The following is a 24209-nucleotide window of genomic DNA, read 5'->3' as shown; positions in this document are numbered from 1 at the left end:
TGGTTGTTTCTAAACGCCACCATTATGAACAACTTCATAGTAAAGCTTTTCCAGCTCGTTTTTGTGCTTGGTCTCTTCATTCGCCAGAAAACGGAATACATCCTTGATCGGGCCAGGTTCAGTGCTTTCAGCCAGCTCGGCGTACTGCTCCATGGCGGCATGCCCGCGTTTCAACGCATATTGCCATAGTCATCCGGCTCTTCACCCAGGTCCGGCAGGTGAATACAGTCGGAAAACCGATGATCGCTTGCAGGAACCGCCACTTCAGCCTGAACCAGACCAAGTACATTCGGGTTCTGCGACAGGCCAGAAAAGAGGTTGAAGTGCTGTTGCTCCTCTTCAGCAAGTTCCTCTACAAGGTAACGGATATTCTGCTCACCTTGGGTATCAGATCACTATAGAAATCCCTTGCGGCACGTTCAAACTCTATGGCTACCGTCAGAGTCTTTTTCAGAGTTGTCTTTGATTTGAATTGATCGTAACTACTTATTTTACTCATGACTCCACCTTCTGCATAGACACGAAGATTTTGATATTTTCCGCAACACGATAACCCTCAGCCACCGCATGCACCACATCGGAACCATTGACACAGTCACAGGCTCGCCACGCCATCCAAAGGAACCGGTGGTTTCGCAACGGCAGAAGTGACTCCAGCCAGATGCGATTCAAGAAGAGGTGGACTCAAGTTGTGAGTGCATCACTTGTACTATTCAGAAAGACTTCATTGGGTGTCTGATAATTGAGGCATTTCCGAGGTCGATAATTTTCTTGAACCGAGCTCATTCTTTACCGTTATTAACCGCGAAGGTTTTACCTATTTCTCCAGTGTGATCTTAAAGGCAGTTGTTGTCACCAGATAAAAAGTATCTGCCGATTTGTCGTTCAGTTTAGTGGCAACCAGTACGCGGCTCTTTCTTTCCACATGGGTGGCAATGCCACCTGAGCCCTTGGCTCCCTCAACACTATCACCTTTCCAGTGGCCAAAGCGACGGCGGTTGCCAACACTCAAAGAACGATCATGGATGCTGACATGATTGTATATCAAACCACGTCCAATCCTGTATTGCTGCTATTTTCGGCGCTTTTTGTGCCGGCTCAGCAGGTGTTGGCACAAAGAACCGCCTTGTGCTGCATCCTCGTATATCCATCGATAGATACCTTCCGGGCTAATCGGCAGACATGCACTTCGAGAGTGAACCAGCTTGAGGCGTCCAGCCATTGTTTCCGGTGACCAATCCTCCTGTAACCGCTCGATGACATAATGCAGGCGTCTTTTATGCGATCATATTGTGAGTGTGCCTCGGTTTCTTGCATCGAACCATCGCACGCTTTGTGCAAACCCATCCCGGTAACAGGCCATGAGCCGACCATTGAGTTTCACTTCACGTGAGATGGTGGTGTGATGACGACCCAAACGACGACCAATGTCTCTATAACTTAAACGCCAATGTAAAAGATACGGCTCTTCCCCCAATTGAGAGGGTAAGTATCGCCCAACCACCCCCCTCCTCAGGATAAAGATTCAGCCCCCCCAAGATGGAGATAGATTGCATTGGCAAACCGCTTCTGTTGCGGAAACCTCTGCTACGCACCTTGATCATCTTGACTCGGCTGTTGAGACCTTCTGCCGGATTATTATCTACTTCCTGCGCGTCATGTTCTCTGGGTTGCAGAGCCAGTCATACTGGCTGACTTTAAGGGTCCTCATAGCCTTCAGCCATCAGCGCTTTGTGCTCTTGGCAGCGTGTACCTTGTCTACCGCCTCACCGAGGTGCTTGGTGACATGGAATTTATCGAAGGCAATCTTATCTTCAGCCCTAGGCAGGCTTTCCAGTATGGCATTGATAAAGGCTGGCCATATCCATAGAGACACTCTCTATCGCTTCTCGCTGCTCCTCTGTCAGACTTTCGTACCATGTGCTTTGAGAGTCGCCTTTTTGCGGTCACTGCCCACGTGTAACACTGTACCTGCATCCTGGCCTGATAAGACTGTTACATAATCATGGCGTTTCTTGAGGGCCGTCTCACCAACGCCTATACGTGTTGGGCTGATCTCTTTTCTACGTGCCAGTCCCCGCTTAACCGCTCACTGCATAATTCCATCAATGGCATTCCAACTCAGCCCCATCAATCGGGAGACTGCCGAGATGGACGCCTCTTTCAACCAGTCGATCACCAGTGCCTCAAACATTGCAGTAAATCCATAGCCCCGTTCCGCCCAGGAAAACGACAAAAGCTATAGCGATCCCGAATTTGGAACTCTGTTTGAGAGTCGTTCAGGTTGGACAAATGCTGTAGGATCAACACATTGAACATCAGTACACGTCGTAAGGTGGACGCCCACCTTTACTGGGGTCACTGTTTTTATAAACTGAGCCCAGCAACGTCCGAAAAGCCTCCTAGTCTACGGTCCTTTCCAGCTTTGGCAGCGAGTCTCCCAGTTGCTCAAGGAGTTCAAGTCGGTTTTGATGATCAAAAAAACTTGGCTGCGTGGCTTTTACCAATGGTTGTTTGAGTTGGTTACTATTATCGCTGATTTAGGAAGGTTTTTAGAGGCTCCCTTATCATAGTAACTACCATCAATTGAGCCGGGAATACGAAGTCTACGTATGAAAGACAAAAAAGCCGCTGCGTACGCTGTGCTGCTCTGCATATCCTGGCAGATGCGGTAAGGCAAAGACGCAATGCATGACCTACCTCAACTTATTTGTCAAAATAGAACGAATAATAGTAGCTTAGAGCATTGCCTCTGAACCTATCGAGAGATAGTCTCTGAAGTTCCAGCCAGTAAAAAATACAAAGGGAACCGCAAGATGAGCAAACAGAACATAAAAAAACCAAAAAAGGATAAGCCTTACAAGATTCCCAATGACCTCTATGAGAAGGAGCTGCGCAAACTCCAGGTGGAACTGGTCAAACTCCAGGAGTGGATCAAATTCAAGGGTCTGCGGGTAGTAGTGGTGTTTGAAGGACGGGATGCAGCGGGCAAAGGGGGGGTTATCAAGCGCATAACCCAATTCCTCAGCCCCCGTGTCTGCCCTGTGGTTGCCCTCGCCACACCCACTGAACGGGAAAAAACCCAGTGGTACTTCCAACGCTACGTCCCCCACCTCCCGGCAGCGGGCGAGATGATACTGTTTGACCGCAGCTGGTATAACCGCGCGGGCATTGAGCGGGTAATGGGATTCTGCACCGATGAAGAGTACAGGGAATTCTTACGCTCCTGTCCTGAATTTGAACGTATGCTGGTTCGCAATGGCACCATTCTGATTAAATACTGGTTCTCGGTCAGTGATGAAGAGCAGGACCGCCGTTTCAAGGATCGCCTCACCGATCCCCTGAAGCGCTGGAAATTGAGCCCGATGGACCTCGAGTCCCGCAAACGCTGGCTGGAATATTCAAAGGCAAAAGATGCCATGTTTGCCTACACCGATATCAAGCAGGCTCCCTGGTATGTAGTCAACGCCGACATCAAGAAACACGCCCGGCTAAACTGTATTCGCCATCTGCTGAGTGTGATTCCGTATGAGGATGTCACACCAGAGCACATTACACTGCCGGATCGCCAGGAAGACATTGGATACGTGAGGCCTCCCATGAACGAGCAGACTTTTGTCGATAATTGTTATGAATCACCAGAAAATACAGCGGAAACACTCAAGCGGAGTATTACCAAACACCACGCTAAATAGTTGAACCCGAAACCGGCACTCCTTCAACCTGGAGATCAAAGGATGGAGGAGTACTGGTCGGCAAAATAGAGACAAGGCAGGCTATTTTTCTTTATTGGCGCATCTCATCAAAACCGGCTAGGCTGTACCAACGCTTCGCCTCTTCCTGGTCTGTTTCTATACCATCCCCCCGCTCATACATCATGGCCAGTGTCGTCATTGAGCCTACTAGCCCCTGATCAGCGGCTTGCTTAAACCATTTCACCGCTTTTTCACCGTTTTTCTCGACACACTCACCTTCCATGTACATAAAACCGAGGCCGTGTTGAGCCAGACCCAAACCGCTTTCTGCGGCAGCTTTCATGTATTTATAGGCCAACAGTTCGTTCGCTGCCATCCCGAGCCCATTCTGCGCCATGACTGCCATCCGGTATTGAGCTTCAGGGTTACCCTGGTCCGCCAATGGTGAAAGCAGCTGTGACGCAGTGGCAAAATGTTTGCCCTCAAACGCTGCAACACCACTGCTCATTTCCATATCAAACCACTCCTCTTTATTGTTCATGGATCTCTCCTGTTAACTCTATTTATTGGTAAGAGTCACAATGACATCTTCAATAGTTACAATTAGCCGGGTATTTAAATACTAAACTCACAATAACACAGCTTAGGGAGCCTCCAGCCTCTTCGAATATCAATTGGCGCCCGCGGCATACCGTGAAGGTAGAGGTGGTCCCGCCCTGCGGTAGTCCAGCACCTGCTCGCACTCCAGAGCCACAGCACCAAAACAACGCTGAGAGCAATAGGGAGGATGGTTCGCTCTGCAACCAGCGGTGGCATCAGTCGCTTCGGATCAACCAGCGCCAGGCTCTCGCTCAGCAGATCCGATGTTTCAGTCAAATTCAGTTTGGGCCACTGTTGTTAAATTGCCATTCACACTACTCCAGAAAGAGATGAAAATGGTCTATTGATACACCGTTAAACTCTACGCATATATCACTTTTCCTGGTTCCAAAAAATCTCTGTTCCGTTAATATGGTTAGGCTTGTTTGCGAATAGCTTACTGTGATTTATTCGATAGTGCTTAAATTTCTGAGACATCTGCACTATAGCTTCTCCATGTGTCGGGCTTTACCTGCTGCCTAATGATCGGCATTAATATTCTGGTTTTAGCATCGGGAATAATAACGGTAAGTACCTTACCGTTGCGCTTTAGCAAGTCAAATACAGGAACTTTACCGGCCGCACCTCGATCTCATTTTCCTTTGCGCCTATCACCAAAATAATTTTCGTCTGCTTCTATTTCTCCATCCGGCAATTCCAAATACTCACTGTTGTCATAGATAATCTATCTAAGTCAATGAAAGTAATATCCTGCCGTTGTTTTACTGACGCCAGCTTAAAGAGGCGGCTGTTCGTGCTGCTGTACTCGCTACACATGACTCCATTAATCGACTTTGTTTATGCCTACCCAGTATGCTCACTTCGTCATCCTAAAATAATTTATTTATCTAGGACAGCCTCTTCAGTTTTTCATCGCTCAGCCAGGCACCCTGCCACAGATTCGCACGAAAACACTCTTTCCGCATCGGACCGTATGCCAATCCAAGCTGAGATCCACCATTTTCGACAAGGGGCAGAGATGACAAAAAATGGTAGACCCGTAGTGAAATTAGTGGTTCCATCCACGGGGTCGAGACACCAGAAGCGCCCTTTTTCAAGCAATGCTAACTGCTCATCCTCCAGTATTTCCTCTCCAAGCAGAGGAATATCCGGCCAATGAAAGCCACTGGATGATGCAACGCTGTACATCAAGATCGACATCTGTCACCAGAGAGCCATCCGCTTTAGCGTGAATTTCTGCGTGCCGGAACCCGGGGGCTAATGTCACTTTCAGCAACCTCAACCAGTAGCTGTTGCAACGCTCTGCTGTCTGGTTCTTGTAAATTAAAGAGTGAATATTTGCCTGCATCGGCTAATCATCCCGGAATCAACAGCTCCAGGAAATGAATAAACTCAGGTTAGCTACGAGCAAAAACAAAGGTTTTCCCGCTTGCAGCTTTCCCTCGGGAGTCCTAGGATGTGCCATTGTCTGGTCGAAATCCCTCCCGGCTTGAAAAAATGCTTAGTACCATCTGTTGATCAAACCATGAGGCCACCTGCTGTACGACCACCAGAAGGCATTTTCAGGAAACTAGTCCGGGAGAAGGAGAATCGGGCCTCCTTTTTCGTTAGCGGATTAGTACTGCTCCAGTTGATTGTTGCGGGACCACTGACCGCCAACACAACATCTGATTATGCGGCCCAGCGAAACCAGCTTCTTGCTGCTGAGAAGGCCTTCTTCCAGAGCAATGCAAAGCGCTATAAACAACTAAAATTCCAACTCGTGGACTACCCGCTCTACCCCTACCTGAAAAAACAACTTTCAATACAGACCCGTCTACAGGTTGAAGCGTTTCTCGCCTTACATGAAAAAGCACCAATAGCATGAAGGTTACGCAGGGTCTGGCTCAAGAAGTTGGCGAAACGCCGGGCATGGGAACCCTACCTCGTCTCTTTGCGGCCCGGAATGGGCGCATTATTATGAATGCAACCGCATCCAGGCCTTGCTGGTGAAAGGGCACACAGACGAAGCGATGGAGAAAATCCCCTCCGTCTGGCTCAAGGGGAAATCATAGCCTGATGCTTGCAATCCGGTATTCAGCGCCTAGGGAAAAGCGGGGGGATTAACCGGAACATTGGCATGGGAACGGATAGAACTTGCCATGAAGGTATCGAACAAAGACCTGGCCCGCTACCTCAAACGCTATCTTCCGGCAAAAGAACAAAAATATCTGGATATTTTGGCTGAAAGTTCATCATAAACCCAGAAAAAATTCTGAATCAGTCGGCTTTCAGTGACGCCCATCCATTGCGGGAAAAAATTCTGTTGCACGACTTTAAACGCTTGGCCTGGAGAGATCTTGATGCCGTCACTGGTACGAAGTGACCGCGCCGATACACCGATAAACTGGATAACTTCCAACCCAATGAATAGGATGATCGTCTCCAGGAGTCAAGAATACGGGCAACTCTCTCAAGAGAGGAGTGGAACAAAACAATCGACTGGATTAATGCATTGCCAAGCTCCCTGAAAACACGGGATCGCTGGCAATGCTGGCTGGCCAAGGTGCTTGCTGAAACCGGAAAGCAGATCCAGAGACTATTTTGGATAAACTTGCCAATGAGCGCAGTTATTACGGCTTTCTGGCTGCCGATCAGCTCGATAAAGCGTACCGTTTCGCGCATGGTCCACTGGAATTTGACCAGAAAAAACTGGACCATCTGGCCCTGCACCCAGGTATACAGCGTACCCATGAGCTGTTTATCCTGGAGCGTTTCATCGACGCCCGGCATGAATGGCGGCAGGCGACCCGGTACAGTTTTTGGTAGGGGCTCAAGGGAGACCTAGACCTGCTGCCAAAGCTGGAAAGGACCGCAGATTGGGAGGCTTTTCAGGTATTGCTGGGCTTAGTTTATAAAAACAGTAATCCCAGTAAAGGTGGGCGTCCACCTTGCGATGCGGTACTGATGTTCAATCTGTCCGATGGTCAAACAGAGTTCCAAATACGGGATCGCTATAGTTTTTGTCGTTTTCTTGGGCTGAGCCCGGGGAGGGCAGGGTACCCGATACCAAAACGGTTTGGGTGTATCGTGAGCACCTGAAAAAGCAGGGCCTTGTTGATAAACTCTTTTCAGAGCTGTTGATCCAGATTGATGCAGCAGGCTTCAGTGTTCGCAAGGGATAGATTGTAGATGCTGCTATCGTCCCAATACCCAGGCAACGTAATACGCGAGAGGAAAATAGGCAGATCAAAGCCGGGGATAGCCTTGAGGCACGGGGTGATAACAAATGCCGCCAGAAGGATTTTGAAGCTCGCAGAACCATAAAGCATGGCAAAACCCACTATGGGCACAAAAACCATATCAGCTGAAGTTCATGATAGCCAAGTCTTTGGGGAACTGCCGGATGAGAACAACAGCAATGGCAGGGCCTGGGTCGATTCTGCTTACCGCAGTGCAGATCGGGAATTTGCCTTACCAGATGCAAATTGCGGGAGTCATATTCATGGTAAGTCGACACAGAAACGCCCCCCTGAATGAACGGGAGCAAGAGGCAAACCGAAAACGATCAAGAGTTCGAGCTCGAGTTGAGCACGTGTTTGCCCAGCAGGCCAATCGAACTGGTGCGTAGCATCGGGCAAGTCAGGCCGGCGTGAAGATAACGGGCTCTCCGGATTTGCCAGAGACTATTGGCTTTTGTCAGGTTTTTAGAGGCCCCAAGAATACTGGAATGCTGTTATTAAAAAATCTTGCAATTCCAAGAAAATTAGTATGATGGGTATAGTTTATTTACTAATCAGCCCTGTATGAATCTGATAGATTTTGTATCCCAGAGCGGGAATGTGATGAAATCGACGCTGGCAGTAGCTATGGCGTTGGAGGCTGTTTAAAATGAGGCTTTAGTGACGAAAACCTGTGCATTATTGATGCATCTAGAAGGGTAACCGAAGCTAATCTAAGGCTGATTTGATTGTGCAACCCGTGATGGCATGAGCCAAGGATTTAAAATTGGCAATCAAGCTATTTTATCAGCTGATGAAAAAGGGGATTTCACCGGATAAGATGGTTTTTGTGCTGGTGCGCATTGGTTGAACAGCTCAAAAGAGCTAAAGCTTATCTGGATAAAGTCGAAATAGACGGTAAGAAAATCAAGGTGCTATCCAGTACGATTACGGAGCAGGTAGGATATAGAATCGCTATCAGCGATGGGTTGGCAATTACCGCAACATCTTATCCATCGCTCAATGAGTCAGCCAAGGCAGTGATTCACCAAATTTTAACCTTATTAATCCACTAAACTATGGCAGAAAGCAATCCATTCAATTCCATCAAAAAATGAGCTATAGCCCGATAGGGAGAGGTCTACAGGAGCCACCAAAGCCTGAAGAGCTTAAACTTGCACCATAAAGGGATACAGCTCGGCGGTAGAGGCCAGCACACCAAGGCGTAGCTACAAGATCGGTACACCGATTCACGAGGCATCTGGTGCTGGCCTTGAAATACTGATGATCAAAATGCGCGAGCAGGCAGGGAAGAAACCAAAGCAGGCCGAGGCACTGGAAGCAACTATTCAAGCCCTGAAGGATCAGTATAAAACGGTAGATTACGAAGTAACTGGCGGCATGATGTATGCTCCAGAGCTACCAATCCCTGACAAAAAAGCCTCACTTCGGCAGGGCTTTTTTATTGCGAGAAAGTAAATGAGTAACGCTTTAGCACGGTGGCGAATACCTGATACTCATATTCTGCAAGCAACAAGCCGAATGGTTACCTGTTCAAGCAGAGTGTGGGAATAATAAAAAATAAACTCCTCTGCGTGCTTTTGTGGTTTGTTGCGTTCCTTATTTTGACCTCCAGCCTCTTAGATCAAGGCTTTCAGGAGTAGTTCAACTACTATATGCTGAGCGTATTTGTCATCTATCCAGGGGGGTTCCTGATGGAGCAGGCGGTTCACCCAGAACAACAGGCTGAAAGTCAGTGGCTGCAGTGGCAGAAGCGTGCTGCTGAGCTGCAAATTGAGGCTGTATTCAGTGATGAATTTGTCAGTGAGCTGAAGCGTGTCTGGGAGGCGAGCGATTATGTGGCGCAGTGCTGCCTGCGTAATCTTGCCCTGCTGCCGACTCTCAATGTGGGGGGTAGCCTGGAAAGAGCATTTGCTCCTGGCGAGATGAAAGCCCTGCTGCAGGAGAGGTTGCAAGATGTCACCGTTGAGGTGGAGTTGCATCGCCAGTTGCGTTGGTTTCGGCGCGACCAGATGGTGCGCATTATCTGGCGCGACCTGACACGGTCTGCCCCATTGGCGGAAACGTTGGAAGAGCTCTCTGCCTTGGCTGATGCCTGTATCGATCAGGCACTGGATATGCTCTATCAATGGGCGTTGGAGAAGTGCGGTGTTCCCAGAAGTGAGTCAGGTGAACAGCAGTATCTGGTCGTACTAGGAATGGGCAAGTTGGGTGCGAGAGAGCTCAATCTCTCATCCGATATCGACCTGATATTTTCTTATTCCGATCAAGGTGAGGTTGAAGGACCCCGCTATCAATCCAATGAGCAGTTTTTTATCCGCCTCTGTCAGCAGCTCAATAAGGCGCTGAACAATCGGACGGCGGATGGTTTTGTGTTTCGTGTAGATACTAGGTTGCGGCCTTTTGGCGATGCGGGGCCGCTGGCGATGTGCTTCAATGCCATGGAAACCTACTATCTGTCCCATGCCAGGGAGTGGGAGCGCTATGCCATGATCAAGGCGCGGGTGGTGGCAGGCGATCGCATGGCGGGTGAGCAGTTGATGAGGATGCTGCGCCCCTTTGTCTATCGCCGTTATCTCGATTTCGGGGCAATCGATTCGATTCGTGATATGAAACGATTGATCAGCCGTGAATTGAAGCGCAAAGGGATGGTTGAGAATGTCAAACTTGGTCCTGGGGGTATCCGAGAGATCGAATTCATCGGACAGGCATTCCAGCTGATTCGCGGTGGTCGTGATCCTGGCCTGCAGGTGAGGCCCATTCTGCAAGTGCTGCAGCATCTTGGGGAAAAATCGCTGCTGCCCGAGTACGTGGTCCAGGAGCTGGCGGAAGCCTATGAGTTTTTACGGTTGGTAGAGAACCGCATACAAGCGTGGCAGGACAAACAGAACCATCTGCTGCCTGAAAATGAGACAGGGCGGCTGAGAATGGCCCGCGCTATGGGATTTGAGGATTGGGCGCAATTTTTTCAACAGCTGGAGATGCATCGTAACCGTGTTCAGGGGCACTTCGATCTGGTCTTTGCAGCACCACAGGCTGAGGGCGAGTCATCAGAGGATAAGCCGCTGTCGTCGGTCTGGCGGCAGGAGCTTGAAGGTGACCGGGCAACGGCTGTTTTGCTGGATGCCGGATTCACCGATGCCTGCGCTGCGTTGGATAGATTAAAGGGATTTCGGAGTTCCCACTCCTGCCGAAATCTCGAGGGGCGAGGACGTGATCGGCTTGATGAGTTAATACCGCTGCTGCTGGAGGCGGTGAGCACCATGGATGATCCCGGGGCGACATTGGCGCGGTTACTCAAGCTGCTTGAGGCGATTGTACGGCGAACTGCCTATCTGGCTCTGCTGGTGGAGACTCCTCTCGCGCTTTCCCAGCTTGTCAGGCTGACCAGTATCAGCCCCTGGATTGCCCAGCAGATTATGCGGCATCCACTGTTGCTGGATGAGTTGCTGGATCCTCGACGACTCTATTCACCACTTGAAAAGGATGACCTGGAAGTTGAGCTTGACATCCTGCTCTTTGCAGTAGAACCCGATGATCTGGAACAGAACATGGAGCGGTTTCGGCTGTTTGCACAGAGCAATATGCTGAGAGTGGCGGCCGCTGATATTACCGGTGTTATCCCACTGATGGTGGTGAGTGATTACTTGACGGGGATTGCAGAGGCTGTGGTTGGCCGGGTACTGCAGCAAGCGTGGTACGACCTCACCAGCAGGCATGGCAGGCCTACAGACACTATTGGGCATGAGACCGGATTTGCCGTAATCGGTTACGGTAAACTGGGTGGTATAGAGCTTGGGTACGGCTCCGATCTCGATCTGGTATTTCTCCATGGAAGTAAGAACCCAAATGCCATGACAGATGGCGATAAGCAGATTGCCAATGACCTCTTCTACACCCGAATGGGGCAGCGGATGATCCACATGTTTACCACCCGCACACCCTCTGGACCGCTATATGAGATCGATATGCGGTTGCGTCCTAATGGCAATGCCGGGATGCTGGTCAGTTCTTTGGATGCATTTAGTAGCTACCAGCATGGGGATGCCTGGACCTGGGAGCACCAGGCGCTGCTGCGGGCTAGGCCTGTGGTGGGTGATCCTGAAGTGACAGGGCGCTTTTTGGATATTCGCAGAGACGTGCTCTCTAAAGAGCGCGATCCGGAGGCGCTCAAAATCGATGTCCGGGAGATGCGTGAGAAAATGCGCTCGTCACTGGATAAAACCAAGTCAGGTTGGTTTGATATCAAGCAGGGGAAGGGTGGTATCGCGGATATTGAATTTATGGTTCAATACGCCGTTTTAAGGTGGGCGCACAGTCATCCGGATCTGCTTGATTGGACAGACAATATCCGCCTGCTGGAAGGCCTTGCGAGAAATCAGTTGTTGGAGGGAGATGTGGCCAAAATACTGGCCAATAATTACCGGGTATTGCGTGCCGCTTACCATCGTAATGCGTTAAGTGAGCTGCCCGGCCTGATTTCCGAAGAGAAGCTGCAGGAAGAGCGGCAAACCATTCAGGGTATTTGGCACTTGCTAATGGAGAGTTGAGTCCAGGGTTACTACTATTGAATTCGTTCTATTTGGAGAAAAAATAATGTCGACGTTCGCTAACCGCGATGGGTGGATTTGGCTGGATGGTGAGATGGTGCCCTGGCGTGAGGCGACGACCCACGTACTGACCCATACATTGCATTATGGTATGGGCGTTTTTGAAGGTGTGCGCACCTATAAGACCGATAAGGGCCCGGCCATCTTCAGACTTCAAGAGCATACGGATCGCCTGTTTCAATCCGCCCATATTCTGGGGATGAAGATACCCTACGATTCTGACACCTTGATCGAGGCGCAAAAAGCCGCCGTGAAAGAGAACAGCCTTGAGTCCGCCTACCTCCGCCCTATGTGCTTTTACGGTTCAGAAGGGATGGGATTACGGGCAGACAATCTTCAAGTGCATGTCATGATTGCGGCCTGGGAGTGGGGGTCCTACCTGGGCGAAGAGAACATGAAGAATGGTATCCGGGTGCGCGTCTCTTCATTTACGCGCCACCATGTCAATATCACCATGTGCCGCGCTAAGGCTAACGGCAACTACATGAATTCCATGCTGGCGCTGAAAGAGGCGCTGGACGATGGTTATGATGAGGCACTATTGCTGGATACCCAGGGCTTTGTCATGGAAGGTTCCGGTGAAAATGTCTTTATTGTGAAGAATGGTGTTATCTATACTCCAGACCTATCTTCTGCCCTGGATGGCATAACCCGCAGAACGCTCTTTGTTCTGGCGGAAGAGCTGGGTATTCCGGTGGTGGAGAAGCGGATAACCCGTGATGAAGTCTATATTGCAGATGAAGCCTTCTTTACCGGATCTGCAGCAGAGGTAACCCCTATTCGGGAGGTGGATAACCGTGCCATCGGCAATGGTGGTCGCGGCCCCATAACAGAGCGTCTGCAAGCGCTCTATTTTGATCAGGTTGAGGGCCATCGGGATGAACATCCAGAATGGCTTACCTACGTTTGATTCTACTAAAGTGTCTTTTTTAGTGCACTGTACAGCTAACTAGGCAGAGAGTGAAAATGACAAAAAACGCAACAATCGATCAATCTGTAGAAACGATCAAAGTCCACCAAAATGACCTTCCTCTGTGCTGTCCGGGTAAACAGACTGACGCAGCGGAAATTCACCCCAGAGTATTTCTCCCCATCGAGAAAACGGGTCTGGCTGTATGTCCCTATTGTGGCGCCAGCTATGAGCTGGCTGACTAGCATCAGACTCATTTGGCCGAGTGAAACAACCGCCCAAAGATAATGCCTGCGTTGTCTGGCGGCTGATTGATGGGAAGCCCGGGCACGAAAATCAGACGCTTGGTCTCTGTCGGGCACTGGACCATCTATTGCCCATTGAGCGTATGGATATACCGGTCAGGCCGAAGTTAACTCACCTGTCTGACTGGTTGATGAGGTGTTTTCCTGATGGGGTTGACCTACCTGTACCTGACCTTATTCTTGGTGCCGGCCACGCTACCCATTTTGCGCTGCTGGCGGCCCGAAGAAAATATGGCGGTCACTCTGTTGTATTGATGAAGCCGAGCTTACCATTGAGGTTGTTTGATCTCTGTATTGCACCTCAGCATGATCAGCCCGATGCTAACAATGTTATTGTTACTCGGGGCGTGCTCAATCCGATAGAGGCCTCACCATTGTTACCCAAGGAACAGGTTCTGTTTCTGATTGGAGGTAACTCCGGGCATTTTGACTGGAATGATAATCGGGTGATTAGGCAGGTGTTGTCGATTGCCGGCACAGGCACCAGAAACCACTTTATGCTTACCAATTCACGGCGTACACCCACTTCTTTTTTGCCAGAACTTAGAGGGAGAAGCCAAGGTAACCTGGAAATCATCCCTTGGGAACAGACAGACTCTGGCTGGGTAGGGTCGCAGTTGAGTCGTAGTCATACAGTATGGGTGACGGAAGATTCTGTCTCGATGATCTACGAGGCACTAACCTCAGGTGCAGTGGTTGGGTTGCTGCAATTGCCTGGCAAGAGACAGGGGCGTGTGGTGTGCGGTATCAAATCACTGGTGACCGATAGACAGGTAACGCCTTTTAATGTGTGGCAAAGCGACCAGGAGATGGCTCAACAGGCAGCGCCTTTTAACGAGGCACGAAGGTGTGCCGATTGGATTTATAACCAATGGCTGAAATAACACTAAAAGTGTTGCAGGTGTTGCCTGCGCTGGATAGCGGTGGTGTTGAACGCGGCACTTTGGAGGTTGCTGCTGAATTGGTTCGGCGGGGACATAGATCACTGGTTATGTCAGAAGGCGGGCGTCTGGTTGAGGTGTTGGAACGGGAAGGGAGTCAACATTACAATTGCGCCATAGGAAAAAAATCATTTTGGACTCTAAGGCTTATCTGGTCACTTCGCCGTTTTCTTCAGCGTGAGAAGATCGATATCGTACATGTCCGATCGAGAGTTCCCGCCTGGGTAATCTATCTTGCATGGAAAGGGATGGACCCCAATAGCAGGCCGAGACTGGTTTCAACCGTCCACGGACTCTACTCAGTTTCTTCATACAGTGCGATTATGACCAAGGGCGAAATTGTCATTGCGGTATCTGATGCGGTTAAGCAGTATGTCTTGGATAACTATCCCAACACAGACCCGAGTAGAATAAAGGTCATCTATCGTGGGGTTGATCCATCTGTTTTTACGAAAAATTTTCAACCGTCGGGAGATTGGCAGAAAACCTGGGATGCGCTCTATCCTAAATTGAAGGGTCGGATTGTATTAGCGCTTCCCGGACGCCTTACGCGACTCAAGGGACATCATGCGTTTTTTGAGATAATTGCCCAGCTTAAGCAGAAGGGCAAGCAGGTTATCGGGATTGTTATTGGCGGGGAAGATCCCAGACGCCTGTGCTATGCGCAGGAACTATATGATGCCGTTGAAGAAAAACGGCTGAAAAATGAGATTATATTTACCGGGTACCGTTCAGACCTCAGGGAAATCTATTCACAATGCCACGCTGTATTGTCTCTGTCGACAAAGTCGGAGTCATTCGGGCGAACTGTTCTTGAAGCGCTTTCAATGAGAGTGCCGGTAATTGGCTATGATCACGGTGGTGTAAGTGAGGTGCTTGGCGCACTCTATCCATATGGAAAAATACCGCTAAACAGTATCGAGGCTGCTATCGATAAAATAATCGCTGTTATAGATGGCGAGATGCCTGATGTGGAAGAGAACCGGGTTTATTTAAAAAGTGGAATGCTTGATAAAACCCTTGGTGTCTACCAATCGTTTGCATTAGGTGCCACCAGCAGGCAAGGGTAATTGACATGGTGGATTCAACACCAAAATTCACCACCTGGATGACTAATAAAGAGATGATCTGAATGCTTGATAAAATGAGGTTATGAAATCTTATTTATACAGGGGCACCACAAATCATGTCTTATGGTCATTTTAGTGCAAAAGAACGCCATCACATAAAAAACGCCTGCATTATGTCACCGAGAGGTTACGGGAGGATTGGTCACCGGAAACAATGGCTGGACGCCTCAAGCTAGATCACCCTAGAAGTGCATGTCTGCGGATTAGCCCGGAAGGTATCTATCGATGGATATACGAGGATGCTGCACAAGACGGTTTTTTGTACCAACATCTACTGAGGCGGCACAAAAAGCGTCTAAGACAGCAGCAATACGGGACTGGGCGTGGTTTGATACCCAATCGTGTCAGCATCCATGATCGTCCTTTGAGTATTGGCAACCATCGTCGCCTTGGCCACTGGGAAGGTGATAGCGTTGAGAGAGCTGGCCTTTCCCCCAAAAATAGAGCCATGACAAGGATGAGATTTCCAATTAGTCTGTATGTTAGGAGATCTCAACATGAAGAAGAAGCGTTACAGAGAAGAGCAAATTATTGGTGCCATCAAGCAGCATGAGTTAGGAGTAAAAGTTGATGACATTTGTCGTCAGTTCGGCATTTCAACCGGGTGCTTTTATAACTGGCGAAGCAAGTACGCCGGCATGGATATCTCAGAAGCCAAACGGCTCAAAGAGCTTGAAAGCGAAAACAACAAGCTTAAGAAGTTACTTACCGAGAAAATGCTTGAAGCTGAGGCGATGAAGGATGTGCTCTCAAAAAAGTGGTAAAGCCTGCTGATAGAAAACAAATCGTGATCTACCTTAAGTCACGATTCAAATTAAGTGAGCGTAGAACTTGCCAATTAGTAGGCTTAAGTAGAACCGCTTTTCGGTACGTTACTCAATGGGGAAAAGATGAGCCTCTACGCAAACGGTTACTTGAGTTAGCAAAGAAGCATCCGAGTTATGGTTATTTGTTTTTACATGGCCTCCTGAGAGGTGAGAGGCTTGTGAAAAACAAGAAGCGGACCTCCCGAGTCTATAACGAAGAAGGTCTTCAAGTGAGGACTAAAAAACGCAAGAAGATAATACGACCAAGAATGCCAATGATTATGCCCATTGGTAAAAACATACGCTGGTCAATGGATTTTGTCAGTGATCAGTTGGCTAATGGTCGCCGCTTTCGAGTATTTAATGTGATTGATGATTACTCAAGAGAAGTTATTGGCCAGCTCTCTGACTTCTCGATCAATGGTCACCAGGTCGCTCGTTTTTTAACTCAGGTGATTGAGCTAAGGAGCGCTCCGGATCAAATAATCTGCGACAACGGTACTGAGTTTACTAGCAAGGCGATGTTCTACTGGCAAAAAGAAAGTGGCGTTAAGCTAGGTTTTATTCAGCCAGGTAAGCCTACTCAGAATGCGTTTGTAGAAAGCTTAAACGGTAAATTCAGAAATGAATGCTTAAATCAGCATTGGTTCAGGTCCATTGATGACGCTAGACATGAGAGTTATAAAGGAATTGAAAAAGAGCGGGGTATCTGGTTGATTTGTTGTTGCGAGACATCAAAACAACCATTGGAGATACGCCACCACGAGTAAGAATAACGTTGTTAAGCTGGCAGGTCGCGGTACGATTATCGATCCGCTGACAGAGTTGCTGAGAAGCGGTGCAGAGCAGTTGATCTACCAGGCGGTGGAGGCCGAGCTGCTGGAGCTGTTGGCGGAGCACGTCGAGCGACGGACAGAGGATGGCAAGACGGGTGTGGTGCGTAATGGTCACCTGCCAGCTCGTAAACTGCAGACAGGATTGGGGCCGGTCACGGTCAAGATCCCCAAAGTACGAGCGAAGACCGGCGAGCCGGTGACGTTCCGATCAGCTCTGGTGCCGCCGTATGTACGCAAGACGAAGTCACTGGAAACGGCGCTGGCGTGGCTCTACCTGAAGGGGATTTCCAGTGGAGAGATGGGTGAAGCCTTGAAAGTGCTGGTGGTTCCAGATGCAACAGGCTTGTCGGCCGGCACGGTGTCGCGTCTGAAGCAGGTCTGGGCAGAAGAATATCGGGGCTGGTGCGAAGAGCGTCTGGATAAGCGCCATTGGGTGTATGTGTGGGCAGACGGTGTCTATAGCGGATTGAGAGCAGAGCAGACGAAGCTGTGTGCCCTGGTGGTGATCGGCGTGAATGAGCGTGGTGAGAAGCATTTTCTGGCAATTGAGGATGGTGTACGGGAGTCCACACAGAGCTGGCGGGAGGTGCTGTTAAAACTGAAGTGACGCGGACTAAACCCGCCAAAATTGGCAATCGGAGACGGTGCTATGGGCTTCTGGGCTGCACTGGAGGAAGTGTATCCAGAGACGCGTCAGCAGCGCTGCTGGATGCACAAAACCATGAACGTGCTGAACTGCCTGCCAAGGTCAGCTCAGCCGAAAGCGAAGCAGGCACTGCACAACATCTGGCAGTCGGAGACCCAGGCCGATGCGGAAAAGGCCTTTGATCTGTTTATCAAAACGTATGAGCCAAAGTATCCGAAGGCTGACATCTGTCTGCACAAAGACCGAGAGGAACTGATGGCTTTCTATCAATTTCCTGCGCAGCATTGGCAGAGTATTCGGACCAGCAATCCGATTGAATCCACCTTCGGGACAATCCGCCATCGAACCAAGCGTTCCAAGGGCTGCCTATCGCGTGACGGCATGCTACACATGATGTTCAAACTCGGCCGGTGTGCCGAGAAGAAGTGGAGACGATTACGGGGTTTCGATTATCTGGCGAAGGTGATAACCGGAATCAAATTTAACGAGGGTGTTGAGGTAGCAAGAGTCGATCAGGTCGCCGCTTGATTCAACTGGCTAAACACCAGATTTGACTATAACTCTAGACATGAAATTGATCAATGGCGAGAGCACTACAATCGAGGGTGGATTGCCCCCCGAACACTAGACCAGTGGTATGTTAGGTTTTCCTCTACCTGAGGAGAACCAGGATGAAGAAGGGACATTTTTCAGATGAGCAGATCGTGGCTGTACTGCGCGATGCAGAGGCAACAACGGCCGTAGCGGCAGCACGCAAACACGGCGTATCGGAGCAGTCGATCTACCGTTGGCGCAACAAGTATGCCGGGATGGAAGTTTCAGATGTGCGGGAGCTAAAGCGAGTCAAGGATGAGAACATGCGGCTCAAAAAGCTGCTAGCAGAACGTGACCTGGAAGTAGAGGTCATGAAGGAGATACAAGCAAAAAAGTGGTGAGCCCCCGCGCGAAGCGCGCCATGGCATTGTTTGCTATTGAACGGGGCCTTAGCCAAAGGCGAGCAAGCTGGCTTTGTACGACACCGCGATCGGGGCTTCATTATAGTTCAAAACGAGAACGTCGTGACCGGCATCTGTCGGCCGCGTTGCGTGTAGTGGTGCGGGAGGATCCCAGTTGGGGCTATCGTTTATCAGGCGCCTATCTGCGGCTCAGAGGTTGGCAGGTAAACAACAAACGCGTATATCGACTCTGGCGGCTTAATGGCCTGTGTTTGCCGCCTTATCGCCCTCGACGGAAGATTCGCACTGGGGTAAAACTGGAGGGATTGGCGCTACGACGGAATGATGTGTGGGCATGTGATTTCGTACATGACCGCTATCATGACGCAGAGCCTCTGCGGTGCTTGACGGTCAAGGACGAAGCAACCGGTTATTGTCTGGCAATCAAAACTGGTCGATACCTACAGAGTCAACACGTGAAAGCGGTGCTACGTGAATTAATCATTCGCTACGGAATTCCCCGAGCCATTCGCAGCGACAACGGAGCTGAGCTGTTGGCCTTCGTACTGCGCGAGGAACTGGAAAAGGATGATATTAAGCTAGCCAATATTGAACCGGGAAAACCCTGGCAAAATGGCAGCAATGAAAGCTTCAACGGCATTTTCCGCAAGGAGTGTTTAAATGCAGAGATATTTGGTAGCCTGACCGAAGCCAGAGTTGTTATTGAACAGTGGCGTTGCCGATATAATGAGCGGCGACCCCACAGTTCACAACACTACGTCACGCCAGAGATGGCGTATTTTGGATTACGTGAAATGCGGAGAACCTAACACGCCAAGTGGCCATAGAATGGGGGCATTTCACACCCGTGGCGGTCAGATGTTGCACCAGCACGCCCCGGCGCTCCTGGAGTGTCAGGGTGCTGCCGATGCAGGTGTCCGGCAGGCTGGCGAACGCCTCCCACTCGGCCAACAATGAGTTATAGTCAAATCTGGTGTTTAGCCAGTTGAATCAAGCGGCGACCTGATCGACTCCTGCTACCTCAACACCATCTTTAAATTTGATTCCGGTTATCACCTTCGCAAGATAATCGAAACCCCGTAATCGTCTCCACTTCTTCTCGGCACACCGGCCGAGTTTGAACATCATGTGTAGCATGCCGTCACGCGATAGGCAGCCCTTGGAACGCTTGGTTCGATGGCGGATTGTCCCGAAGGTGGATTCAATCGGATTGCTGGTCCGAATACTCTGCCAATGCTGCGCAGGAAATTGATAGAAAGCCATCAGTTCCTCTCGGTCTTTGTGCAGACAGATGTCAGCCTTCGGATACTTTGGCTCATACGTTTTGATAAACAGATCAAAGGCCTTTTCCGCATCGGCCTGGGTCTCCGACTGCCAGATGTTGTGCAGTGCCTGCTTCGCTTTCGGCTGAGCTGACCTTGGCAGGCAGTTCAGCACGTTCATGGTTTTGTGCGCGTCCCTGGATACACTTCCTCCAGTGCAGCCCAGAAGCCCATAGCACCGTCTCCGATTGCCAATTTTGGCGGGTTTAGTCCGCGTGACTTCAGTTTTAACAGCACCTCCCGCCAGCTCTGTGTGGACTCCCGTACACCATCCTCAATTGCCAGAAAATGCTTCTCACCACGCTCATTCACGCCGATCACCACCAGGGCACACAGCTTCGTCTGCTCTGCTCTCTGTCCGCTGTAGACACCGTCTGCCCACACATACACCGGTAATCCCCCCATTTTTAGCTGCGCACAAAAGTAGAGCTTATGCGGCTTGCGCCAACTTCTGATACGGTGTTATTCCTCCAATGGCCATGTTTGGCCGCTCTGTATTGTAGCGCCACAACCATTGAGTGGCGGTGTGCTGGGCATACTCGATCGACTCAAAGAGATGCTGGTTCAGCCATTCATGTCGAACTGTTCTGTTAAAAAGCTCCACGTACGCGTTCTGTTGCGGGTTGCCGGGCTGGATATAGTGTAACTTAATCCATTGTTTCTCTGCCCACTCCATCAGTTGACCACTGATTAGTTCGGGGCCATTGTCGCAGCGAATGGAATTTGGCTTGCCTCGCCACTCGATGATCTGTTCCAGTGCACGAATGACACGAACTGCCGGTAACGAGAAGTCCACCTCAATACCCAGCCCCTCACGATTGTAGTCGTCGATGACATTGAACGTCCTGAAGCTACGGCCATCGGCTAGGCTGTCATGCATAAAATCCATCGACCACATGATGTTAATTTGACGAGGTACAGCTAGCGCATCCGGCACGTCGCGCTTCAATCGACGTTTGGGCTTGATCCGCAAGTTCAGCTCAAACTCCCTGTATATGCGGTATACACGTTTATGATTGTAGGGGTAACCCTTCACATTGCGCAGGTACAAATAGCATAACTCGAAACCCCAGGTTCGATTGGTCATCGTCAATCGGAGTAACCAATCTGCAATCAGTGCGTTGTCGCTCGAATGCTTGGCCTGATAGCGATAGCAGGTCTCGCTGATACAGAATGCACGACAAGCTAGGCGTACCGACACGCCATCCTGCGTAGCTCCGATCTTGGCCATCTCCTTGCGACGAGATGGCCTTACCACTTTTTTGCCAGGGCCTCCTTGACGATCTCCGCCTCTAATTTGGTCTCGGCGTACATCTTCTTGAGTCGCCGGTTCTCATCCTCGAGTTCCTTCATACGCTTCATGAGAGAGGCGTCCATGCCGCCGTATTTGGCGCGCCACTTGTAGAAGGTGGCACTGCTCATGCCATGCTCCCGGCACAGATCGGAAACTGGTGTGACAGTCTCAGCCTGCTTGAGAATAGCAATGATCTGGCTGTCCTTGAATCTTGATGTCTTCATGCAGAATCTCCTGCGTTCATATTACGAGAAAATTCTACTTTTGGCGTCAGCTACTTCCCGGGAGGATTACCACGGGTTCAGCCCAAGAAAATGACAAAAACTATAGCTATCCTGCATTTGGAACTGTGTTTTAGCATCAGACAGATTGTACAAATGGGGTAGGACCAACACCTTGAACATCAGTACCGCATCGCAAGGTGGACACCCACCTTTACAGGGATCACTATTTTTATAAACTGAGCCCAACAATACCCGAAAAGCCCCCCAGTCTACGATCCTTTCCAACTTTGGCAGCGGGTCTCCCAGTTGCTCAAGGAGTTCAAGTCAGTCTTGATGATCAAAAAACTCGGTTGCATGGTTTTTATCAATGGTTGGTTGAATTGGTTACTATTATCGCTGATTTTGGAAGGTTTTCAGAGGTTCTCTATACTGTAATACAAGTAACTTAGTGGAAGATTATGAGGGTTTTCTGAATCTGGTTCACTGGTCTGACAACCCGTTGATCAAATTTTTCTAGAGTGACTTACAGCGTCCGGCTAAAGCTTCGGTTGATGAACCAGAGGAGATATCGCCTGTCTACCTCAATGGCAATGCTGAGCAATCTTCTGATCGTGCGTCCACCGTATAATATCCTGGGTATCGTTTGATTTTTTATTGTTGGATGTCGGCTACCTCCAAATAATTCTAGGATGTGAGTTTACCTGGAAGCGCAACATAGAGAGATAATTCGTTTACAGCGTCTTCACAAAAACCTTTGAGTTGCGCTGAAAGTTGTAAAGTTCCTGGCGTTTTATCGGCAAGGCTTTGGCTAGCAATGGCGTAAATCCCCGTTCTCTGAACCAATGCGCAGTCTGGGTGGTCAGCACAAACATCTTTTCCATTGCCTCTTTTCTTGCCCTCTGTTCCATGTGAGACAGCAGCAAGTCACCTCTACCTCCATTACGGTAGTCAGGGTGTACGGCCACACAGGCTAGCTCAGCCATTTTCTCATTCGGATAACAGAGGAGCGCGGCACAACCGATGATCATGCCATCCAGTTCAACCACAGTGTACTGGTCGATCTCGGTCTCCAGACGTTCTCTGGAGCGACGCACCAATATGCCGCTCTCTTCCATCGGGGCGAGCAGTTCAAGCAGTCCCCCGAGATCTTCTGTGCGGGCGGTGCGGATCTCTTCATAAGGCTCGGCCGTAAGCATGGTGCCGACGCCATCACGCATGAACAGCTCTTTCAGCAACACGCCGTCGACCTGTCGTCCCAGCAGATGAATCCGGTCGACACCGCTACGGCAAGCTTTGACTGCGCTGCGCAGTTGTTGCGTCAGTTCCTCCGGCAAACGCTTTCTCCGCTTCAGGATGGCATCCACCTGCTTCGGTATCACATTGGTCAGGAGTTGTCCTTTTGCGTTGGCGAGCCCTTTCCCCTCTACCAGGGTAATCAGTTTGTCAGCGCCCAGGCTGATAGCAATCGAGCTGGCGACATCGGCGGCACTCAAATTAAAGACTTCTCCCGTGGGCGAGTAACCCAGGGGTGGAATAAGCGCGATGGAGCCGGCCTCCAGCACATTCCGAATGGCCGCAGTATCAATCCGCCGCACCTGACCGGTGTGGCCATAGTCGGCGCCATCCATCACGCCGATCGGCCTTGCGGTAACAAAGTTACCCGATGCGACACGAATCTTGGCACCTGCCATAGGGGAATTTGCCAGACCCATGGAGAGCAGTGCTTCAATCTCCACCCGGACCGTCCCGGCTGCCTCTTTGACACACTGCAAGGCAGTATCATCAGTGACACGCAGGCCGTTGATATATTGCATTTCAGCATTGCACAGCCCTAGCTGCTCTTCGATCTGGGGCCGTGCCCCATGCACCAGTATCAGTTTGATACCCAGGCCATGGAGCAAAGCAATGTCGTGAATCAGGTTAGGGAAATGGCTATCCGCAACAGCCTCCCCTCCAAACCCGATCACCATGGTCTTCCCTCGGTGAGCATGGATGTAGGGCGATGAACTGCGGAACCAGTTGACGAAAGGGTCCGGTTTTTTATTAACTGTTTTTGCCACTTGACTCATTCCTGTTTAGTCTGCTGTCTAATTTAACGCCCATTGAAGAAAATTTCGAGGATTTCCCAAAATTTAGTCTCCGTCCAGAAACGAAAATTCTCGCCAAGGTGCTAGAATCGTGAGTCAGTTCTTAATAAGTGGATGTAGTAGCGAGTATGAAGATGCCATATCGTCATCATCTGCACGGTATTAATGAAAAAGAGGCTGTCCTAGATAAATTATTTTAGGATGACAAAGTGAGAAAAAGCAGATTAAGTAGGTACAAATAAAGTCGATTAATCGAGATTATTTGTAGCGGGTACAACAGCACGAACAGATGCCTCTTTAGTTGGCGTCAATAAAATAACGGCGGGATATTACTTTCATCGACTTAGACAGGTTATCTATGACTACAGTGAGCATTTGGAATTGCTGGACAAAGAAATAGAAGCAGACGAAAGTTACTTTGGTGGTAGGCGCAAAGGAAAAGGAGGTCGAGGTGCGGTCGGTAAAGTTCCTGTATTTGGCTTGCTAAAGCGCAACGGTAAGGTATTTATGGCGACTCGGTCAACCCAAAAATGGATGAAGCGCCGAGCCGGTTATTATGCACCTTAAAATCAGACAATAGGCTAAGTCGAAACTACCTTAAAGCTGATTATGGTAATGAAGCTAAT

Annotated in this window: 31 protein-coding genes and 5 pseudogenes; 19 read left to right on the top strand and 17 right to left on the bottom strand. The window is 49.7% G+C overall.

Annotated features, from left to right (window positions below; genetic code table 11):
- Positions 1–9: 9 nt before the first annotated feature.
- From MN084_RS14920 to MN084_RS19905, 9 genes are all read right to left on the bottom strand, one after another.
- Positions 10–174, bottom strand: coding sequence for a ferritin family protein (locus MN084_RS14920; RefSeq protein ID WP_241085936.1), 165 nt, complete (start codon positions 172–174; stop codon positions 10–12).
- A 178-nt stretch (positions 175–352) separates the two neighbouring features.
- Entirely contained in the window at positions 353–499 is a 147-nt protein-coding gene (locus MN084_RS14915) for a hypothetical protein (protein ID WP_241085937.1), read from the bottom strand.
- A complete protein-coding gene (locus MN084_RS14910) occupies positions 496–672 on the bottom strand; it encodes a hypothetical protein (RefSeq protein ID WP_241085938.1) in 177 nt (58 codons plus the stop codon). Before MN084_RS14910 ends, MN084_RS14915 begins: the two co-directional genes overlap by 4 nt.
- A 145-nt stretch (positions 673–817) precedes the next feature.
- Positions 818–1012 carry a hypothetical protein gene (locus tag MN084_RS14905; protein ID WP_241085939.1) on the bottom strand — a complete coding sequence of 65 codons (195 nt, stop codon included), beginning with the start codon at positions 1010–1012 and terminating at the stop codon, positions 818–820.
- Between the two features lie 273 nt (positions 1013–1285).
- Positions 1286–1504: a helix-turn-helix domain-containing protein gene (locus MN084_RS19920; protein WP_445083841.1), complete on the bottom strand. Its 219-nt coding sequence runs from the start codon at positions 1502–1504 to the stop codon at positions 1286–1288.
- Positions 1434–1676: a transposase gene (locus MN084_RS19915; RefSeq protein ID WP_445083977.1), complete on the bottom strand. Its 243-nt coding sequence runs from the start codon at positions 1674–1676 to the stop codon at positions 1434–1436. Before MN084_RS19915 ends, MN084_RS19920 begins: the two co-directional genes overlap by 71 nt.
- Positions 1677–1723: 47 nt before the next feature.
- Positions 1724–1876, bottom strand: a complete 153-nt coding sequence (locus tag MN084_RS19910) for a transposase (protein ID WP_445083840.1) — start codon at positions 1874–1876, stop codon at positions 1724–1726.
- 213 nt (positions 1877–2089) lie between these two features.
- On the bottom strand, positions 2090–2194 hold the full coding sequence (locus MN084_RS14895; RefSeq protein WP_330178142.1) for a transposase family protein: 105 nt from the start codon (positions 2192–2194) through the stop codon (positions 2090–2092).
- Positions 2176–2319, bottom strand: coding sequence for a transposase (locus MN084_RS19905; RefSeq protein WP_445083839.1), 144 nt, complete (start codon positions 2317–2319; stop codon positions 2176–2178). The genes MN084_RS14895 and MN084_RS19905 overlap by 19 nt, the downstream gene beginning before the upstream one ends.
- A 497-nt stretch (positions 2320–2816) precedes the next feature.
- On the opposite strand from MN084_RS19905, the gene ppk2 reads away from it, so the two are divergent.
- On the top strand, positions 2817–3695 hold the full coding sequence (gene ppk2 / locus MN084_RS14890) for a polyphosphate kinase 2 (RefSeq protein ID WP_241085941.1): 879 nt from the start codon (positions 2817–2819) through the stop codon (positions 3693–3695).
- A 91-nt stretch (positions 3696–3786) separates the two neighbouring features.
- Here ppk2 and MN084_RS14885 read toward each other — a convergent pair whose 3' ends face one another.
- From MN084_RS14885 to MN084_RS14875, 4 genes and pseudogenes are all read right to left on the bottom strand, one after another.
- Complete coding sequence (locus MN084_RS14885; protein WP_241085942.1) at positions 3787–4236, bottom strand: tetratricopeptide repeat protein; 450 nt, start codon at positions 4234–4236, stop codon at positions 3787–3789.
- Positions 4237–4609: 373 nt separating this feature from the next.
- Positions 4610–5119: pseudogene (locus MN084_RS14880) on the bottom strand (IS1595 family transposase).
- Positions 5120–5204: 85 nt separating this feature from the next.
- Positions 5205–5483, bottom strand: a complete 279-nt coding sequence (locus tag MN084_RS19900; RefSeq protein WP_445083976.1) for an inositol monophosphatase family protein — start codon at positions 5481–5483, stop codon at positions 5205–5207.
- Complete coding sequence (locus MN084_RS14875) at positions 5407–5643, bottom strand: hypothetical protein (RefSeq protein ID WP_241085943.1); 237 nt, start codon at positions 5641–5643, stop codon at positions 5407–5409. The genes MN084_RS19900 and MN084_RS14875 overlap by 77 nt, the downstream gene beginning before the upstream one ends.
- 177 nt (positions 5644–5820) lie before the next feature.
- On the opposite strand from MN084_RS14875, the gene MN084_RS14870 reads away from it, so the two are divergent.
- The 17 genes and pseudogenes from MN084_RS14870 (at position 5821) to MN084_RS14795 (ending at position 19613) form a co-directional block, all read left to right on the top strand.
- A complete protein-coding gene (locus MN084_RS14870; RefSeq protein ID WP_241085944.1) occupies positions 5821–6162 on the top strand; it encodes a hypothetical protein in 342 nt (113 codons plus the stop codon).
- Positions 6163–6878: 716 nt separating this feature from the next.
- On the top strand, positions 6879–7103 hold the full coding sequence (locus tag MN084_RS14865; RefSeq protein ID WP_241085945.1) for a hypothetical protein: 225 nt from the start codon (positions 6879–6881) through the stop codon (positions 7101–7103).
- Positions 7104–7241: 138 nt separating this feature from the next.
- Positions 7242–7376 (top strand): hypothetical protein, encoded by a 135-nt coding sequence (locus MN084_RS14860; protein WP_330178141.1) that lies wholly within the window; start codon positions 7242–7244, stop codon positions 7374–7376.
- Between the two features lie 403 nt (positions 7377–7779).
- Positions 7780–7905 (top strand): hypothetical protein, encoded by a 126-nt coding sequence (locus tag MN084_RS14855; RefSeq protein ID WP_277400173.1) that lies wholly within the window; start codon positions 7780–7782, stop codon positions 7903–7905.
- Between the two features lie 453 nt (positions 7906–8358).
- Positions 8359–8571 (top strand): hypothetical protein, encoded by a 213-nt coding sequence (locus MN084_RS14850; protein ID WP_241085947.1) that lies wholly within the window; start codon positions 8359–8361, stop codon positions 8569–8571.
- Positions 8572–8779: 208 nt separating this feature from the next.
- The gene (locus MN084_RS14845) at positions 8780–8974 is read left to right on the top strand and encodes a hypothetical protein (RefSeq protein WP_241085948.1); all 195 of its coding nucleotides are present in this window, start codon (positions 8780–8782) and stop codon (positions 8972–8974) included.
- Positions 8975–9171: 197 nt separating this feature from the next.
- Entirely contained in the window at positions 9172–12066 is a 2895-nt protein-coding gene (glnE, locus tag MN084_RS14840; RefSeq protein WP_330178140.1) for a bifunctional [glutamate--ammonia ligase]-adenylyl-L-tyrosine phosphorylase/[glutamate--ammonia-ligase] adenylyltransferase, read from the top strand.
- 46 nt (positions 12067–12112) lie between these two features.
- Positions 12113–13036 (top strand): branched-chain amino acid transaminase, encoded by a 924-nt coding sequence (locus MN084_RS14835; RefSeq protein WP_241085950.1) that lies wholly within the window; start codon positions 12113–12115, stop codon positions 13034–13036.
- Positions 13037–13092: 56 nt separating this feature from the next.
- Positions 13093–13281, top strand: a complete 189-nt coding sequence (locus tag MN084_RS14830) for a zinc-finger domain-containing protein (RefSeq protein ID WP_241085951.1) — start codon at positions 13093–13095, stop codon at positions 13279–13281.
- A 20-nt stretch (positions 13282–13301) separates the two neighbouring features.
- Positions 13302–14225, top strand: coding sequence for a mitochondrial fission ELM1 family protein (locus MN084_RS14825; RefSeq protein ID WP_241085952.1), 924 nt, complete (start codon positions 13302–13304; stop codon positions 14223–14225).
- Positions 14213–15352 (top strand): glycosyltransferase family 4 protein, encoded by a 1140-nt coding sequence (locus MN084_RS14820; protein WP_241085953.1) that lies wholly within the window; start codon positions 14213–14215, stop codon positions 15350–15352. Before MN084_RS14825 ends, MN084_RS14820 begins: the two co-directional genes overlap by 13 nt.
- Before the next feature lie 166 nt (positions 15353–15518).
- Complete coding sequence (locus tag MN084_RS19895) at positions 15519–15965, top strand: IS30 family transposase (protein WP_445083975.1); 447 nt, start codon at positions 15519–15521, stop codon at positions 15963–15965.
- Positions 15910–16895, top strand: a pseudogene (locus MN084_RS14815) (IS3 family transposase); the annotation flags it as partial. The gene MN084_RS19895 and the pseudogene MN084_RS14815, both read left to right, overlap by 56 nt.
- Before the next feature lie 109 nt (positions 16896–17004).
- Positions 17005–18228 (top strand): annotated as a pseudogene (locus MN084_RS14810) (IS256 family transposase).
- A 143-nt stretch (positions 18229–18371) separates the two neighbouring features.
- Positions 18372–18635 carry a transposase gene (locus MN084_RS14805; RefSeq protein ID WP_241084966.1) on the top strand — a complete coding sequence of 88 codons (264 nt, stop codon included), beginning with the start codon at positions 18372–18374 and terminating at the stop codon, positions 18633–18635.
- Positions 18636–18655: 20 nt separating this feature from the next.
- Positions 18656–19465: an IS3 family transposase gene (locus tag MN084_RS14800; protein WP_330178139.1), complete on the top strand. Its 810-nt coding sequence runs from the start codon at positions 18656–18658 to the stop codon at positions 19463–19465.
- 19 nt (positions 19466–19484) lie between these two features.
- Entirely contained in the window at positions 19485–19613 is a 129-nt protein-coding gene (locus tag MN084_RS14795; RefSeq protein WP_277400066.1) for a hypothetical protein, read from the top strand.
- A gap of 33 nt (positions 19614–19646) precedes the next feature.
- Here MN084_RS14795 and MN084_RS14790 read toward each other — a convergent pair.
- From MN084_RS14790 to argA, 4 genes and pseudogenes are all read right to left on the bottom strand, one after another.
- Positions 19647–20368, bottom strand: a pseudogene (locus tag MN084_RS14790) (IS256 family transposase); the annotation flags it as partial.
- A 40-nt stretch (positions 20369–20408) separates the two neighbouring features.
- Positions 20409–21496 (bottom strand): IS3 family transposase gene (locus MN084_RS14785; RefSeq protein WP_241085954.1). Its coding sequence is split into 2 segments (ribosomal slippage): positions 20409–21244 and positions 21244–21496, totalling 1089 coding nucleotides; the frame shifts between segments, so codons are not numbered across the junction.
- A 66-nt stretch (positions 21497–21562) separates the two neighbouring features.
- On the bottom strand, positions 21563–21676 hold the full coding sequence (locus MN084_RS14780; protein ID WP_445083838.1) for a transposase: 114 nt from the start codon (positions 21674–21676) through the stop codon (positions 21563–21565).
- A 551-nt stretch (positions 21677–22227) separates the two neighbouring features.
- Positions 22228–23565, bottom strand: a complete 1338-nt coding sequence (gene argA, locus MN084_RS14775; protein WP_330178138.1) for an amino-acid N-acetyltransferase — start codon at positions 23563–23565, stop codon at positions 22228–22230.
- Positions 23566–23834: 269 nt separating this feature from the next.
- On the opposite strand from argA, the pseudogene MN084_RS14770 reads away from it, so the two are divergent.
- Positions 23835–24099: pseudogene (locus tag MN084_RS14770) on the top strand (IS1595 family transposase); the annotation flags it as partial.
- Positions 24100–24209: the final 110 nt, after the last annotated feature.

This window comes from Candidatus Vondammii sp. HM_W22, assembly GCF_022530855.2.
GTDB lineage: Bacteria > Pseudomonadota > Gammaproteobacteria > Chromatiales > Chromatiaceae > Vondammii.
Note: the sequence above shows the minus strand (reverse complement) of the source record. Positions and strands in the feature narration are given on the sequence as shown.